This is a genomic window from Ensifer sp. EB106-03-01-XG145 (assembly GCF_058792075.1).
Window position 1 is genome coordinate 14,202 of record NZ_JBYTEC010000009.1, and the last position, 14,019, is coordinate 28,220.

At 60.1% G+C, this 14,019-nt stretch carries 14 protein-coding genes and 1 pseudogene; 4 read left to right on the forward strand and 11 right to left on the reverse strand.

Going from position 1 to position 14,019, the window contains the following annotated elements:
* Positions 1 to 2: 2 nt before the first annotated feature.
* Positions 3 to 689 (reverse strand): PspA/IM30 family protein, encoded by a 687-nt coding sequence (locus AC3WWH_RS20735; protein WP_058325118.1) that lies wholly within the window; start codon positions 687 to 689, stop codon positions 3 to 5.
* Positions 690 to 789: 100 nt separating this feature from the next.
* On the opposite strand from AC3WWH_RS20735, the gene AC3WWH_RS20740 reads away from it, so the two are divergent.
* Positions 790 to 1,386 (forward strand): TetR/AcrR family transcriptional regulator, encoded by a 597-nt coding sequence (locus tag AC3WWH_RS20740; RefSeq protein WP_058325122.1) that lies wholly within the window; start codon positions 790 to 792, stop codon positions 1,384 to 1,386.
* A gap of 284 nt (positions 1,387 to 1,670) precedes the next feature.
* Here AC3WWH_RS20740 and dtd read toward each other — a convergent pair whose 3' ends face one another.
* On the reverse strand, positions 1,671 to 2,114 hold the full coding sequence (gene dtd / locus AC3WWH_RS20745; protein ID WP_057255177.1) for a D-aminoacyl-tRNA deacylase: 444 nt from the start codon (positions 2,112 to 2,114) through the stop codon (positions 1,671 to 1,673).
* 264 nt (positions 2,115 to 2,378) lie between these two features.
* On the opposite strand from dtd, the pseudogene AC3WWH_RS20750 reads away from it, so the two are divergent.
* Positions 2,379 to 2,573, forward strand: a pseudogene (locus tag AC3WWH_RS20750) (hypothetical protein); the annotation flags it as partial.
* A 79-nt stretch (positions 2,574 to 2,652) separates the two neighbouring features.
* Here the strand turns inward: AC3WWH_RS20750 and AC3WWH_RS20755 are convergent.
* Entirely contained in the window at positions 2,653 to 3,078 is a 426-nt protein-coding gene (locus tag AC3WWH_RS20755) for a DUF4168 domain-containing protein (protein WP_492377277.1), read from the reverse strand.
* Between the two features lie 901 nt (positions 3,079 to 3,979).
* On the opposite strand from AC3WWH_RS20755, the gene AC3WWH_RS20760 reads away from it, so the two are divergent.
* On the forward strand, positions 3,980 to 4,102 hold the full coding sequence (locus AC3WWH_RS20760; RefSeq protein ID WP_280938352.1) for a hypothetical protein: 123 nt from the start codon (positions 3,980 to 3,982) through the stop codon (positions 4,100 to 4,102).
* A 201-nt stretch (positions 4,103 to 4,303) separates the two neighbouring features.
* On the opposite strand, the gene AC3WWH_RS20765 is transcribed toward AC3WWH_RS20760, so the two are convergent.
* From AC3WWH_RS20765 to AC3WWH_RS20785, 5 genes are all read right to left on the reverse strand, one after another.
* Complete coding sequence (locus tag AC3WWH_RS20765) at positions 4,304 to 6,193, reverse strand: sugar phosphate isomerase/epimerase and 4-hydroxyphenylpyruvate domain-containing protein (RefSeq protein WP_113398899.1); 1,890 nt, start codon at positions 6,191 to 6,193, stop codon at positions 4,304 to 4,306.
* Between the two features lie 34 nt (positions 6,194 to 6,227).
* Positions 6,228 to 7,088, reverse strand: coding sequence for a shikimate dehydrogenase (locus AC3WWH_RS20770; RefSeq protein ID WP_058324387.1), 861 nt, complete (start codon positions 7,086 to 7,088; stop codon positions 6,228 to 6,230).
* A 93-nt stretch (positions 7,089 to 7,181) separates the two neighbouring features.
* Complete coding sequence (locus AC3WWH_RS20775; RefSeq protein WP_058324383.1) at positions 7,182 to 8,195, reverse strand: TRAP transporter substrate-binding protein; 1,014 nt, start codon at positions 8,193 to 8,195, stop codon at positions 7,182 to 7,184.
* Positions 8,196 to 8,254: 59 nt separating this feature from the next.
* Positions 8,255 to 9,535 (reverse strand): TRAP transporter large permease, encoded by a 1,281-nt coding sequence (locus AC3WWH_RS20780; RefSeq protein WP_058324382.1) that lies wholly within the window; start codon positions 9,533 to 9,535, stop codon positions 8,255 to 8,257.
* Positions 9,536 to 9,545: 10 nt separating this feature from the next.
* On the reverse strand, positions 9,546 to 10,109 hold the full coding sequence (locus AC3WWH_RS20785) for a TRAP transporter small permease (protein ID WP_058324386.1): 564 nt from the start codon (positions 10,107 to 10,109) through the stop codon (positions 9,546 to 9,548).
* Positions 10,110 to 10,391: 282 nt separating this feature from the next.
* Between AC3WWH_RS20785 and AC3WWH_RS20790 the strand changes: the two genes are divergently transcribed.
* Positions 10,392 to 11,057, forward strand: a complete 666-nt coding sequence (locus AC3WWH_RS20790; protein WP_058324381.1) for a TetR/AcrR family transcriptional regulator — start codon at positions 10,392 to 10,394, stop codon at positions 11,055 to 11,057.
* A 74-nt stretch (positions 11,058 to 11,131) separates the two neighbouring features.
* Here AC3WWH_RS20790 and AC3WWH_RS20795 read toward each other — a convergent pair whose 3' ends face one another.
* From AC3WWH_RS20795 to AC3WWH_RS20805, 3 genes are read right to left on the reverse strand one after another with little or no spacing between them, the layout of a single operon-like run.
* Complete coding sequence (locus AC3WWH_RS20795; protein ID WP_058324380.1) at positions 11,132 to 12,205, reverse strand: ABC transporter ATP-binding protein; 1,074 nt, start codon at positions 12,203 to 12,205, stop codon at positions 11,132 to 11,134.
* Positions 12,202 to 13,029 (reverse strand): carbohydrate ABC transporter permease, encoded by an 828-nt coding sequence (locus AC3WWH_RS20800; protein WP_058324379.1) that lies wholly within the window; start codon positions 13,027 to 13,029, stop codon positions 12,202 to 12,204. The genes AC3WWH_RS20795 and AC3WWH_RS20800 overlap by 4 nt, the downstream gene beginning before the upstream one ends.
* On the reverse strand, positions 13,026 to 13,928 hold the full coding sequence (locus tag AC3WWH_RS20805) for a carbohydrate ABC transporter permease (protein ID WP_058324378.1): 903 nt from the start codon (positions 13,926 to 13,928) through the stop codon (positions 13,026 to 13,028). Before AC3WWH_RS20805 ends, AC3WWH_RS20800 begins: the two co-directional genes overlap by 4 nt.
* Between the last annotated feature and the right edge of the window lie 91 nt (positions 13,929 to 14,019).

The following is a 14,019-nucleotide window of genomic DNA, read 5'->3' on the forward strand; positions in this document are numbered from 1 at the left end:
GTTCAAAGAGTAGGGTTTGCCTTGGCACGCAGACGCTCGAGCACGTCTTCAGCGCTCGTCACGAGCGGGCGCCCGCAACCGGCGGCGGCCAGTTTCTCTGCAAGCGCGGTCGGATCAGGCCGGTCTTCCAGCTCAACCAGCGCCTCGGCCGTCAACTCAGCCTCGCGCTGGCGCGTTTCGAGCCGCGCAAGTGTTGCCTCGGCATCGCTGAGCGTAGCCAGATCGTTGCCAGGCACGTCTCGGGAAAGGCGCCGCGTCCGGTCACGTGCCTCGGCCAGGCGCTCGCCGCGGCGCAGCGCGGCCAGGCGCGTTTCGCTCTGCCGCACCGCTTGCCTCAACCGATCTATTCCATCTGTAAACTCCGCCTGAACCTGACGTGCGTTCAGCAGTTCGGTTTCCAGCCGAGCGATCGAGGCTGCAGCCTCGGTAGCCAGATCCTCCCGCCCCTTTTCAAGGGCTGCGATAGCGCGCGTTTCGAGATCATCGATGCGGGCAGAGAGCCTCTCGGCATTTTCTTTTTCCAGGCGATTTTGCGCGATCGCCAGAGCGACCGCCCGACGTGCGCTTTCGACGCCGCGCGCGGCATCACGGATCTGCTGCGCAAGTATCGGTAGCGCATGCCGATCGCCGAAGGCCTCCTCCGCCTCGTGGGCGCGACCTCGTATCAACGTTACGATTTGTTTGAACATTTCCTCACCTCCATGTATGAACAATGTTCAATAATCTTTTCTCACAAAGATGAACGATGTTCAAGCTAAAAATGAACAACGTTCAAACATGAGGTTAACGGTGGTCGGAAAGCGTCAGACGAAGAAGGAAGACCTGAAGGCAAGGCTGATTGTTGCCTGCACGGAGCTCATTCGCGAACAAGGGCTGAAGAACCTGCGCGCTCGGGATATTGCCGAACGCGCCGGGGCGGCGCTCGGCGGTCTTTACACGGTCTTCGATGATCTCGACGGGCTGATTCTCCACGTCAATTCGGGGACGTTGAAACAGTTGGAGAACACCCTCAACGCCGCGATTTCGCCGTCAGCGGCCATTGAGGAGACCTTCCTCAGCCTGTCTCTGGCATACATGCGTTTCGCGCTTGCAGAGCGCAACCTGTGGTCGGCGCTCTTCGAACATAGGATGCCGGAGGGCGTTTCCGTTCCGGAGTGGCACCTGGCCGAACACGCTTTCCTGATCGGGCTCATAGCAGCACCACTCGCGCGACATATGCCTGATGCTTCTCGCCAAGACGTGGCAATTCGTGCCCGGACGTTCTTCGCGGCCGTTCATGGCGTGATCTCTCTCAGCCTTGAAGGACGGTTCGTCGGCATAACGCCCGAAGTGCTCGAACGTGAGATTACAGTGCTCGCGGGAATTCTTGCCAGGAGCCGGAGCTGACTTGTTCAGCGCCAGCTTGGCAGTTCCGTTCGATAGATGATGCGACCTTTTCTGCACAGACCTTGTGGAACGGATCGCGCCGTCGGCCGTGCGGGTCGACGCAAACAAAGGGCGCCGACGCTCGTAGTAATTCAACTCAAAGCCAGGCACCTCCGATCGCATGTCGATGCTACTCAACCTGGGCTCTGCCCCGGCCCGACAGTCATTCATCCAGGCGATCCGATCGCGAGTATAGGTGATCATCGCCTCAAGCTCGTTCCGCTTAATATGCGACCCTGAAGCGGTTAGCCGGACGTCGTGTCCAGCCAGATCGTTACTGGACCGTCGTTGGCCAATTCCACCCGCATGTCCGCGCCGAAGACGCCATTCGCAACGGCAACGCCAAGGGCCGAGAAATTGGCAGAGAACGTCTCATATAGGCGTTTGCCCTCCTCCGGCGGCGCTGCCGTAGAAAAGCCCGGCCGGTTTCCTTTCGTCTCGGCGGCCAATGTGAACTGGCTGACGATGAGAGCTGAGCCGCCGACATCGACAAGCGAACGGTTCATGCGATCCGCATCGTCCCTGAAGATGCGCAGGTTGACAATCTTGCGCGCCAGCCATTCGCTTTCCTTTTCAGAGTCACCCTTCATCGCACAAACGAAGACCAACAGACCATTGCCGATTTCCCCCGTCACCGTTTCGTCGACGGTGACGCGCGCTGATGAAACGCGCTGGATAAGTGCTCTCATGGCAACGATTCTCCCTATGGCTTCCCGCTCTTATCGGCTCCGAGGCGGTAGCGATCAAGCTCTACTCAGGACCGCGCGCCGACGGTCAGGAGATCGTCGCTGAAATCCTAGTGGAAAGCATGGAGGGCTGGCCATGCGCGATCCGCCTGCCCGAGCGACCGTTCCGGACGATACATTATGCGATCGTTGAAGCACCCTTCCTGTCGCGCGGGCGATGCCGCGGAAGCAAGGGGAACTGGGTTTCCTCGTGAACTGGACCGCCTAGGCGCGGTGCTCTCGGCCCGCGGCATTCCGACGCCCAAATTCTTCACCGACGCCTACAACTCCCATTCGCGTTTCGAGTTTCTGCCGGTGCAGGCATTCGAAAGGTCGCTGGAAGTGGCCGCCAAGATTTGGCAAGTGGCCGCTAGTAGCCGACAGTTCCACGGGGCGTGCCAGCAAGCCTCCTTGCATATTTAGCACTCGGGAGCGGAAGCCCGCAAAATGAGTTCGCGGGCCGCACGCAAGTGTCCGGCAATCCGATTGCTGCCGAGGCCACCTACTGCTGTGCCGGAGCGGTCTTTTGAAGTTCTGCCTGAACCTTCTTGGCGACTGCCGGATCGCTCTGTGCCGCTGTAATAATTGCCGAATATTCTTCGACCGAAATGGCCGGCGAGGCTTTGACGGCTTCGACCATTTTCTTGCTGCCTTCGGTCTCCAGCTTCTTCTTCGCCGCCTCGTCCGATGTTGCTTCTATCTTTGCGGAATATTCCTGCCTGACCTTGTCGACCTGAAGATAGGCAACCGCAAAGGCTTCGATCTTTTGTTCGCTGATGGCGGCCTCCGTGCCCTTGTTGTCGGCCTGTCCCTGCGTCGGCTGCGTCTCTTGCGCCTGAGCAATTTCAAAGGCAGATGCCGGACTGAAGATCATGAAACTGAAGATTGCAGCCGTCAGCGATGCAATGGGCGTGTAACGAGTGATCATATTCATTCCTCTATGATGTGCATGACGTAATCGGCAGCGATACGGCCTTTCGATCGTCACTCACGTCGGCTGGATACCGAACGCGTCAGTGACGATGAAACGCTGGGAAGGGCTTGGTGCGGCGGTACCGGGGCAATTTGCTGACCATTGAACGGCAGCTTTATGGCTCACCCTCGACGCCGGTTCTGTCGAGCCTCATGTTCTTCCCCGCCCTCGAACCCCTTTTGGCGTGTCGGGGCTGCGCCGGCTGAAGGCGCCAGGCCAGCTAGCTTTCGGCGCACGACAGCGTGCCGTCACAGTTATGGAATCCTCGCCATTCGGGTTTGGCACCGGCGCCTCTCTAGTGTCCCGAGGCGGATGTATCCGTTCTTCGGACTTCGGCGTCGAGTCCTGAGGCTCGGGACGGCGGACGGGCCGTGGTTTGGGATCGCCCTTCTTGGGCGGAGGAACAATTTTCTCAGTCATAAGCTCGTTGCTCGCGCTTTCTACTGCAAAAACCGATCGGCATAAGTAAAGTTCCGCTCGAATCGATCTCAGCCTGAATGGTAGCGTTGACGCACTGGCGTGCTACCAATCGCTGGCCTCGATCAGCCGCCCTGACATTCGTTCGGTTCTGGAAAACGCCGGCATAGTTTTCATCGATGGCGACTACGCGGATAGTGGCGAGCCTGGCGTGCGACTGATCAAATAATGTCCTCCTTCAGGTAGGGCATTCCCGGCGATACATTATGCGATCTTAGAAGCACCGAACGAGAACATCTGGCCGCTGAGGCGTAAGACTAATTATGGAATTTCCGTATCTATCGGAAAACATCCGGAAATTGCCTGTGAAGGAACGGCGAAAAAACGCAAGGGAATTGGACGCTGCCCTTGCGGAAGTCTTCGCCTACACTGACGGCCCATGCCTGATCTCGACATCCACGTGGAGTCGATCGCCGCCCGTGTGCCGCCCGTCTACTCCTGGCTGTCCAAACGCGACAAAGACCCGCTCAGCACAAAGGCCGAAGAGGTTCGCTACTTCTGACAACCTAGCCCCCCAGCTTAACTATGTGGGCGCCGAGAGAGCGTTCGGCGCCCATTCCATCGACGCCGGACCCCTCGGTCGCGAAGGAAAGAGCATCAATAGCAAGTGCGTGCACGCTGGGTCGTCTAGGACGCCTCAACGATCGGAATGAGCACTTGCCTGAGCCGTGCCAGTCACCGACCCAAAGCTGACGTTGGAAGATCAGTTTTTAGGCACACCCTCTGGCCTCAGGTATTTTTTCAGCGCCGCAATGCGAAAGATTGCATTGGCGGCTCCGTATCCGCGATACCCGCGCCGCTCGATGATTTCAAAGAAGAACCCTTCGCCGTAGGTCGGACTGTAGAGCTGGAAATATTCACCGTTCTCGTCCCGGTCATAAAGGATGTTCTCGGCCCTCAGCCGCTCGACCAGTTCCGCGTCGAGTCCGAAGCGCGCCTCGACGTCATCGTAGTAGTTCGGCGAGATCGGCAGCGCCTTGAAGCCGTTTGCACGCAGCGCCTCAGCCGTGGCGAAGATATCGCAGGTGGCAAAAGCAAGATGCTGCACACCGGAGCCGAAGGTCTCGGCGATGAAGTGGCCCGCAAGCGTGTTGCGGTTCTCCGCGCCGTTCAACGTCAGGCGCAACGTCCCGGCATCATTCTCAACGACCTGGCTGCGAACAATGCCGGCCGGATCGACGATGTCTATCATCGGCGTCTTTCGCACATCGAGCAGCGATGTGTAGAACAGCAGCCAGGTCAGCATCTCCTCATATTTGACGGTCTGGGCAATGTGATCGATGGTGGTCAATCCGGCCGGCATCACCAAGCCTTCGTCGGGCACCAGATCGAATTCGATCTCCCAGATCCTGGCGAGCTCGGATTTCTCGTCGAGGAAATAGACGAGCCCACCGCCAACGCCGCGGATTGCCGGTACCAGCAGTTCTTCCGGTCCAACAGGCTGCTCGAAGGGTTCGGCGCCAAGCGCCCTCGCCCGCTCAGCAGTCGCCGTGGCGTCGTCCACTATAAGGCCGAACGCATAGGCGGACGTCCCGTGCACCAGATAGGAAGCGTTGGCGAAGCCTTCCCGCTCGGTGTTGATCACCAGATTGATGGAGCCTTGGCGGTAGACCACCACCTGCTTGGTCCGGTGCTGCGCCGCTTTCCTGAAGCCGATGGTGACGAGCAGCGCTTCGAGCTCGCCCGCCTCGTCCTCCGAGGCGCTGAACTCCACGAAGGCCACTCCCTTGACGTCGACGCGCGGGGGCATCTCAGGAACCGACAGGCGGACGTCCGGCTCGGCGCGCTTCACCTGGTCCCCGAGATAGATCAGCGAGCGGTAGCCGTCGACCGCGATGGCATTGGCGTTACCGCCGCGAAACTGGTCGTTGAAGATTTCAAGCGACAGATATCCATCATAGCCGGTCGCCGCCACCGCGCGGGTAAAGTCGGTCACCGGCAGGTCGCCCTCGCCCGGCATATTGCGAAAGTGCCGGCTCCAATAGAGCAGATCCATGTCGATCAGCGGAGCATCCGCAAGCTGGACGATGAAGATTTTCTCCTTCGGGATCGAGCGGATCGAATTGATCTCGATCTTGCGCGACAGGGTATGAAAGCTGTCGAGAATGAGGCCTATGCTCGGGTGATCGGCGCGCCGGACGATCTCCCAGGCATCGCGATGGTCGCTGATATGGCGCCCCCAGGCGAGCGCCTCGTAACCGACGCGCAAGTTCCGCTTCGCCGCCCGCTCGCCGAGTTCGCAAAAGTCGGCGGCTGCCCTGTCGATGCCAGCCACTGCCGCCGGCGACACGTTCGAGCAGACGAGCACCAAGTCGGTGCCCAACTCCTGCATCAGGTCGAACTTGCGCTCGGCCCTGTCGAAAGTCCGGGCTCTGAGTGGCTCCGGCATACCCTCGAAATCACGGAACGGCTGGAACAGACTGATCTCCAGGCCAAAGTCGCGCACCATTCGGCCGACCTCGCGCGGGCTTTCGTCGAAGGCAAGGAAGTCGTTCTCGAATATTTCGACACCGGCAAAGCCCGCCTTGGCGATGGCGCGCAGCTTGTCCTTGAGATCGCCGCTCAGCGAAACCGTTGCTATCGAGGTCTTCATGTTTCTGTCCTTGCTGGAACTTCCGGCGTCAGTGTCAGCCGGTCATGGCCTTGAAATGGTTGAGCATCCGCGCTGCGTCCGGCTCGAGCCCGGTAAACAGTCGAAAAGCGCCGACCGCCTGGAAGACGGCCATCCCGCCGCCGTCAAGCGTGCGGCAGCCGCGCCGTCTCGCTTCCTCGAGCAGCGCCGTTTCGAGCGGGAAGTAGACGATCTCCGCAACCCAATGACGCGGGTCGATAAGGTCCCTGTCGAGCGGCAGTCCGGGATACTTCGCCATGCCCGTCGGCGTTGCATGAATGAGCCCCGACGCGACCCGCATCGCCGCCGGAAGATCCGTGCCGGCCGCGATTTCGGCCTCGGGGAAGAAGCCGGAGAGCATCGAGGCGAGCGACTGTGCCCGTTCCGGTTCGCGATCGAAGACCATGAGGCACTTCAGTCCGAGTGAGAGCGCGGCATAGGCCGTCGCCACACCCGCGCCGCCAGCACCAAGCTGAACAGCGAAGGAAAGGTCGGCATCCGGCAGGCCGCGCCGAAAACCTTCTGCGAAACCCCACCAGTCGGTGTTGTGACCGTAGCGTCGCCCGTCCTTGAGTACGACCGTGTTGACGGCGCCGAGCCTTTGCGCGTCGGGAGCAAGATCATCGAGATGGGCGATCACCGCCTGCTTGCAGGGGTGGGTGATGTTGAGGCCCGCGAACCCTTCCTGCTCGGCATCGGCAAGCAGGCGCGGCAGGTCGTCCGGTGTCGCTTCGAGTTCGAGAAGATCGATCACCTCATACTGATAGCGGAGCCCCTGTGCCGCACCTTCCGCCATGTGCATCGCCGGGGTCAGCGAGGCCTGAATGCCCGCGCCGATGAGACCGGCCTTCAAGGGTCTTACAAGCGTTTTGGTCATGGTTTCCGTTTCCATTTTTCTGTCCGCAGCACCGAGCTGCCGCCCCAGCCCGGCCCGCCTTTGTCTTGAAGGCGGGCCGGAGGTCCACAGTGGCTACTGGCCTCGGGCGACGCTGATCTCCTTGAAGAGGGTCTGAACCGTCTCAGCGCCAATCTCGGCGCTGAACTTCTCGATCACCGGCTTGACGGCATCACGCAGCTTCTGCGTTTCCTCGGGGCTGAATTCGCTGACCTCCATGCCGGTCTTGCGAATTTCCTCGAGAGCTGCGGCGTCCGCTTCGCGCGACACCTTGCGCTGATAGTCGCGTGCTTCGGTCGCGGCCGACTCAAGGATGGCCTTTTCCTCGTCATTCAGCCCATCCCAGAACTTCTTGCTGACGAGCACGATCTGCGGATTGTACTGGTGACGGGTCAGCGTCATGTACTTCTGCACTTCGTAGAACTTGGCGTTGAGGATGTTTGCGGCCGGGTTCTCCTGCCCGTCGACCGTCCCGGTCTCGAGCGCGGTATAGAGTTCGGTGTAGGGCAGCGGCACGGCATTGGCACCGAGCGTGTTGAAGAGTTCGATCGGGATGGGAGACTGGATCGTGCGGATCTTCAGTCCCTTGATGTCCTCGAGCTTCGTCACCGGATGACGATTGTTGGTGAGATTGCGGAAGCCGAGTTCCCAATACGCGAGCCCGACAAGGCCGGTATCGGGCAGGAGCTTGAGGAGACTGTCGCCGAAGGCACCGTCCATGACCTTGTCCGCCTCCGCACCACTGTCGAAGAGGAAGGGAAGGTCGACGGCGCCGAACTGCTTGACGTTGTTGGCGAGGATGCCGGCGTTCAGCACCGTCATTTCGATGACGCCGCCCTGCAGGGCCGAGACGGTCTGGACGTCGCCACCGAGCGTGCCGCCCGGGAAGAGCTTCACCTCAATCTTGCCGCCGCTCTTGTCCTTCACGAGTTCGGCAAACTTCTCCATGCCGATCACCTGCGGGTGACCCTTGTTGTTGGCCGATGCGAACTTGATGGTCTGATCGCGGATCTCGGCAAGCGTCGGTCCTGCCGTCAGCAAAGCGAGCGGCAGAGCAAGGCCCAAGGCCAGTTTCGTCAATTTCAACATGTTCTCCTCCCAGATTTGGCCGGCAGTTCCGCCGGCCGTGTTGAAGCTTGAAGTTTCGGTCAGTGCCCGAACCAGGTAACCGGAACGGTCACCAAGGCGGGGAACAGGACGAGCAGGAACAGGACGATCAACTCGGCGACCAGGAAGGGCAGCACGCCCTTCATCAGGTCTTCCATCGACAGCTTCGAGACGCCACAGATGACGTTCAAAACCGTACCGACGGGCGGCGTGATCAGACCGATCGAGTTGTTGATGATGAACAGGACACCGAAGTAGACCGGATCGATCCCCGCCTGCTTGATGATGGGCATCAGCACCGGCGTCATCACGAGGATGGTCGGCGTCATGTCCATCGCAGTGCCGACGAGCACGATCAGAACCATGATCGCAATCAAGAGAAGCGTCTGGTTGTCCATCAGCGGTTCGATGAGCGAGGCAAGCGCACCGGGGACATCGGCCACCGTGATCAGCCAGGCGGAGACTGCGGCACAGGCGACCAAAAACATGACGACGGACGTGATCTTTGCCGCCGACACGAAGACGTGGAAGAGCTGCGCCGGCGGCAACTCGCGATAGACGACCATGGCGACGAAAAGCGAGTAGACGGCAGCAACAACGCCGGCCTCGGTTGGCGTAAAGACCCCGAACTTCAGGCCGACGATGATGATTACAGGCAGCATCAGTGCCCAGATGCTGTCGACGAGCGCCTTGAGCCGCACTGCCCCGCTTTGCCTTGGCGGCAGCTCGAACTGCTCCTTGCGGGCAACGATCAGCCAGGTGACGCAAAGGGCCGCAGCGATCATCAGTCCCGGGAAGATGCCGGCGAGAAAAAGCTTGGTGATCGAGACGCCACCAACGACGCCATAGAGGATGAAGCCGATCGACGGCGGGATGATCGGTCCGATCACCGAGGCGGAGGCGAGCAGCCCGCCAGCGCGCGCTGCGTCATGACCGCTCTTCAGCATCATCGGCAGGAGCAGCGCTCCGAGGGCAGCAGCGTCCGCGACGGCCGAGCCAGAGAGGCTCGAAAGGATGCAGGCAGCGAAGATCGCGACGAAACCGAGGCCGCCGCGAATATGGCCGACCATCGCCATCGCCAGCGCGACGATGCGCCTGGAAAGCCCGCCTGTGTTCATGACTTCGCCTGCGAGCAGGAAGAAGGGCACGGCCATCAGCGGAAAACTATCAGCACCATTCAAGACGTTCTGCGCCACGATTTGTGCGTCGAAGAGACCGAGGTAAAGCATCAGCGCCACGCCGCTGAGGATGAGCGCAAAGGCGATCGGCACGCCGAGCGCCATGGGTCCAAGGAGTGCACCGAGGAAGATCGTAACGGTCATGGCCAGCTCCTCAGCGTTTCGCGGAAACGGGATCGAGCACCGGCTCGGGAAGATCGTCGAGGGCCAACTCGTCCTCGCTCTCGCGCACGAGTTCGGCCGTGGTCACGTCGATGCGACCGGTGGCAATCGCCAACGCGTCGGCAAGCAGGATCAGGAAAGCAGGAACACCGAAGGCGAGACCGGCACCGTAGAAGAAGCCCATCGAAAGCCCGGTCGCCGGTGCACCGACGTGGAGATTGATCAGCGTCTGCGCCCAACTGCCGCTGATCATCAGCCAGGTTGCATAAAGCATAAGCGCATGGCCAAGGAGCACCGCGACTTTTGCGGCGGTCGGCGGCAGACGCTTGATGAGCGTATCGACGCCGAGATGACCGTGTTCACGCATGGCGACGACGGCGCCGAGAAAGGTAAGCCAGACGAAGAACATGCGTGACAGCTCTTCGGAAACCGTGATCCCCTGATTGAAGGCATAACGCAGAACGACATTGCCGAAGACGAGGACAACCATCCCGGCGAGCAGCAGGGCAATCGCCACCTTCAACGCGAAGAAATAGAAATCGATGATGCGGGTCATGCGCTCCTCCCAAAGCAGAGTGCCGTCTTTGCGCGCCGAGCGTTGTATCGGCTTCGGTATGCGCATCGGGGGCACGGGGCGACCACTACCTCCTCCAGGCGCAATCGCTCATAACAAAATGTACGAACTAGTACGTATGTCAAGAGGAGTCTCTTGAAAGACCCCTGCAACCTCAATATGACTTTCAACGGAGGCGAGATGACGAGTCCTCGTGACCCGCCCGTTTCGAATTGGTTTTATTGGGAAAATTTCGGGTAGCGCCGGAGGAGTGGCGACGAAAGAATGGCGGGGCGGGCTGAGGCAAGTCGGAAGAACGATCCGGAACGGACAAAGGAAGACATCCTTGTCGTCGCCACGGAGGAGTTCTCGACGCATGGTCTGGCGGGCGCGCGGGTCGATGCCATCGCAGAGCGGACCCGCACCTCCAAACGCATGATCTACTATTATTTCGGAGGCAAGGAGGGACTTTACCTCTCGGTGCTGGAGCGCGCCTATCGCAAGATCCGCACACTTGAGGAGGATTTGAAGCTTGCAAGCCTTGCGCCGGAAGAGGCGCTGCGCACCCTCATCTCCAGTACGTTCGACCACGACGAGGCCAATCCCGATTTCGTGCGATTGGTCAGCATCGAAAACATCCACCACGCCGCACATATGCTGCGTTCAGAAGCGATCCGCGATCTGAATGTCTCGGTCATCGAGACGATCGCAGGCATTCTGGAGCGCGGTATCGCTGAAGGCGTGTTCAAGCGAAAGGCCGACCCGATCGATGTGCACATGCTGATCAGTGCCTTCTGCTTCTTCCGGGTATCCAACCGCTACACGTTCGGCACGATCTTTCGCCGTGACCTCTCAGAGCCACATACGATCGGCAGGCATCGGACCATGATCGCCGACGCCGTTGTCAGCTATCTCAAAGAAGCGGACGGGAATGCGCTGGTGCGCTCCTGAGCCACTGGCAAGGGCCGGCCGGAAAGTCGCATATCGAAGCAACGCACGCGCTATAGGGCGGTCAGTATCTGCGCTCAGTCCGGCAAACGCCGTTCGGTATCTGCGTCGAAAAGATGAATGCTGGCGGGTGCAAAGTTCAGTCCGACCCGATCGCCGGCCTGCGCCTGCGATCGCCCGTTGAAGACCACCGACAGCTCAGGCGTCGTTGCCATGGTCAAGAAGCATGTCGCCCCGGTCGATTCGACCAGCGCCACCTGTGCCGAGACAACGCCCTCATCCGCCGGGGCAAGTTCGATGTTCTCCGGGCGCAAGCCAATGATCAAGGCTCGCCCCGGCTGCACGGCGCGTTCGAGAGCGACCGTTTGCTTGATACCGAGATCGAGGATGATCGACCGGCCATCCGGACCGCCGACTGCTGGCAGAAAATTCATGGCCGGAGATCCGATGAACCCGGCCACAAACTTGTTGCCCGGCCGGTCATAGAGCTCAAGCGGGCTGCCCTGTTGTTCGATGACGCCATCGCGCATGATGACGACATGGTCCGCCATCGTCATTGCCTCGACCTGGTCGTGGGTGACATAGACCGAAGTGGCACCCAAACGGTCGTGCAACGCGCGGATTTCCTTGCGCATATGAACGCGAAGTGCCGCATCGAGATTGGAAAGCGGCTCGTCGAACAAGAATGCCTTGGGATGGCGGATGATCGCCCGGCTCATCGCCACGCGCTGGCGCTGTCCACCGGAAAGCTCACGCGGATAGCGGCCAAGCAGGTGCGTAAGCCCGGTCACCGCGGCGACCTCATTGGCCGCCTTCTTGCGTTCAGCTTTTGCGACGCCCTTGATCCGCAGGCTGTAGGTGAGGTTCTCCTCGACCGTCATGTGCGGATAGAGTGCGTATGATTGGAAAACCATCGCCACGTCACGTTTGCGTGGGGGCACAGCGTTCATGACCTCTCCGGCAATTCTCAGGGTGCCGGACGATATGCTCTCCAGGCCGGCTAGCGACCGCAGCAGCGTCGACTTCCCACAACCGGAGGGACCGACAAGCGCCGTGAAGCTGCCCTTGCGAATCGAAAGCGCGATGTCCTTCAATGCATGATAGGCACCATAATACTTGTTGACGTTGGTCAGTTCGATCTGGGCGGTCATTTGAGCGCTCCCGAGGTAAGGCCTGAGACGATGCGGCGTTGCAGGAGGACGAAGATGGCGAGGATCGGCGTCACATAGATCGCCGCATAGGCCATGATATTGTTCCACTCGTTGGTGTTCGGCCCCATGAAAGAATTCAATCCGACGCTTGCCGGTTGCAGTTCGACGGCCTGGATCATCGATTTCGAATAGACGAACTCCCCGAAGGCCTGCATGAAAATCAGGATGGCGCTGACGAGGATACCGTTTCGTGCCAGCGGCAGGACGATGTTGAAGAAGGCGCCAACCCTCGAGTTGCCGTCGACAAGGGCGGCTTCCTCCAATTCCTGCGGCACGCTCATGAAGGTCGCGCGCACCAGAACCACGAAGAACGGCATGCTTTTCGCCGCAATCGCAAGGATCACCGCAAGGCGGGGATAATTGAGCAGTCCGATCTGAGAGAAACCGACGAAGATCGGCGTGACCATCAGTGAGGCCGGAAGCACCTGGAGCATGAGAATGAGGAAGAGCCCGATATCGACCCAGATGTTGCGATAACGCGCCAGCACATAGGCGCAGCCGACACCGAGTACGGTGATGACACTGACCGCCCCGCAAGCGATGACCAGAGAATTCCAGATGTACCGGCCCATGTTGCGGCTTTGCCAGACGTTGCCGAAGATCTGCCATTGGGGATCGCTCGGCCAGAAGGTCGGCGGAGTGGCAAACATCTCCGAACCCGATTTGATCGTGGTGATGTACATCCAGTAGAGCGGAAACAGATAAATGCCGGCGAGAATGATCGCGATTGCGAGCAGCAGACGGTCGCGGGTTTGATGGCTCATCCGCGCACCTCATGCCGTGTGGAGCGCACATAGACGACCGAGGCGATCATCACGAAGACGATCATGATCACGGAAATCGTCGCGCCCTTGGCGAAATCGTACTGTCGGAACGACAAATCCCAGGCCCAGTATTGCGTGACGTTCGAAGCGTTGTTCGGTCCTCCCGAGGTGATGGCTGCGAAAAGATCGAACTGCTGCAGCGTAAAGATCAGACCGAGTGCGATGATGGCCCCGATGGATGAGCGCATCATCGGCAAGGTGATCGTCCAGAAGCGCTGCCAGAGATTGGCGCCGTCCAGTTCGGATGCCTCGTAGAGATCCCGTGGGATGGACGACAGGCCGACCGACAGAAGGATCATGTTGAAGGATGTGCCGAGCCAGATATTTGCGATGATCACTGCCCAGAGCGAGAAGCCGGGGTCCGAGCGCCAGAAGATATTGCCGTCGATGAGGCCGGTTTCGCGCAGAATAAAGTTGAGCACGCCAAAGTCGCCCGAGAGGATCCAGTTCCAGATCGCTCCGACCACGAGGCCGGGCATCACCCAGGACACCAGGAAAAGGCCCCGCAGCCACGAGGCGCCTGGAAAGTTCGTCCAGAAAAACAATGCCAGGCCGAAACCGACGAGAAACTGCCCGGAGATCGAGGCGACGACAAAGGTCGCGGTGTTGGCCAGGATCGGCCACGTTTCCGGCTGCGCGAACAGATCACGGTAGTTCTTGAGGCCGACGAAAGGGCGCCAGAAGCTCCCGAGGCTGAACATGTCGACCTCCTGGAGGCTCATGGCGATATTGTAGAGCAGCGGGAGACCGGAGAGCGTGAGCAGGAACGCGAGCGGCAGGCCGACAAGGCCGATATCGAAGCCGCGACCGTCGATCATGCTGGATAGAAAGCGTTTCATGAGCTCCTCCGCCGCCAAGGCGCCAGCATACACCGCTCGCACAACCCGGCCTGCAAACTATAACGACCAGAAGCACGCCGGCCTCGCCGGC

What these genes read in the sequence shown, in the direction of transcription:
- AC3WWH_RS20805 (WP_058324378.1), bottom strand. Translation starts at nt 13,928, where the DNA reads ATGAAACGCTTTCTATCCAGCATGATCGACGGTCGCGGCTTCGATATC.
- AC3WWH_RS20780 (WP_058324382.1), bottom strand. Translation starts at nt 9,535, where the DNA reads ATGACCGTTACGATCTTCCTCGGTGCACTCCTTGGACCCATGGCGCTC.
- AC3WWH_RS20765 (WP_113398899.1), bottom strand. Translation starts at nt 6,193, where the DNA reads ATGAAGACCTCGATAGCAACGGTTTCGCTGAGCGGCGATCTCAAGGAC.
- AC3WWH_RS20790 (WP_058324381.1), top strand. Translation starts at nt 10,392, where the DNA reads ATGGCGGGGCGGGCTGAGGCAAGTCGGAAGAACGATCCGGAACGGACA.
- AC3WWH_RS20775 (WP_058324383.1), bottom strand. Translation starts at nt 8,195, where the DNA reads ATGTTGAAATTGACGAAACTGGCCTTGGGCCTTGCTCTGCCGCTCGCT.
- AC3WWH_RS20800 (WP_058324379.1), bottom strand. Translation starts at nt 13,029, where the DNA reads ATGAGCCATCAAACCCGCGACCGTCTGCTGCTCGCAATCGCGATCATT.
- AC3WWH_RS20735 (WP_058325118.1), bottom strand. Translation starts at nt 689, where the DNA reads ATGTTCAAACAAATCGTAACGTTGATACGAGGTCGCGCCCACGAGGCG.
- AC3WWH_RS20785 (WP_058324386.1), bottom strand. Translation starts at nt 10,109, where the DNA reads ATGACCCGCATCATCGATTTCTATTTCTTCGCGTTGAAGGTGGCGATT.
- AC3WWH_RS20760 (WP_280938352.1), top strand. Translation starts at nt 3,980, where the DNA reads ATGCCTGATCTCGACATCCACGTGGAGTCGATCGCCGCCCGTGTGCCG.
- dtd (WP_057255177.1), bottom strand. Translation starts at nt 2,114, where the DNA reads ATGAGAGCACTTATCCAGCGCGTTTCATCAGCGCGCGTCACCGTCGAC.
- AC3WWH_RS20770 (WP_058324387.1), bottom strand. Translation starts at nt 7,088, where the DNA reads ATGACCAAAACGCTTGTAAGACCCTTGAAGGCCGGTCTCATCGGCGCG.
- AC3WWH_RS20755 (WP_492377277.1), bottom strand. Translation starts at nt 3,078, where the DNA reads ATGATCACTCGTTACACGCCCATTGCATCGCTGACGGCTGCAATCTTC.
- AC3WWH_RS20795 (WP_058324380.1), bottom strand. Translation starts at nt 12,205, where the DNA reads ATGACCGCCCAGATCGAACTGACCAACGTCAACAAGTATTATGGTGCC.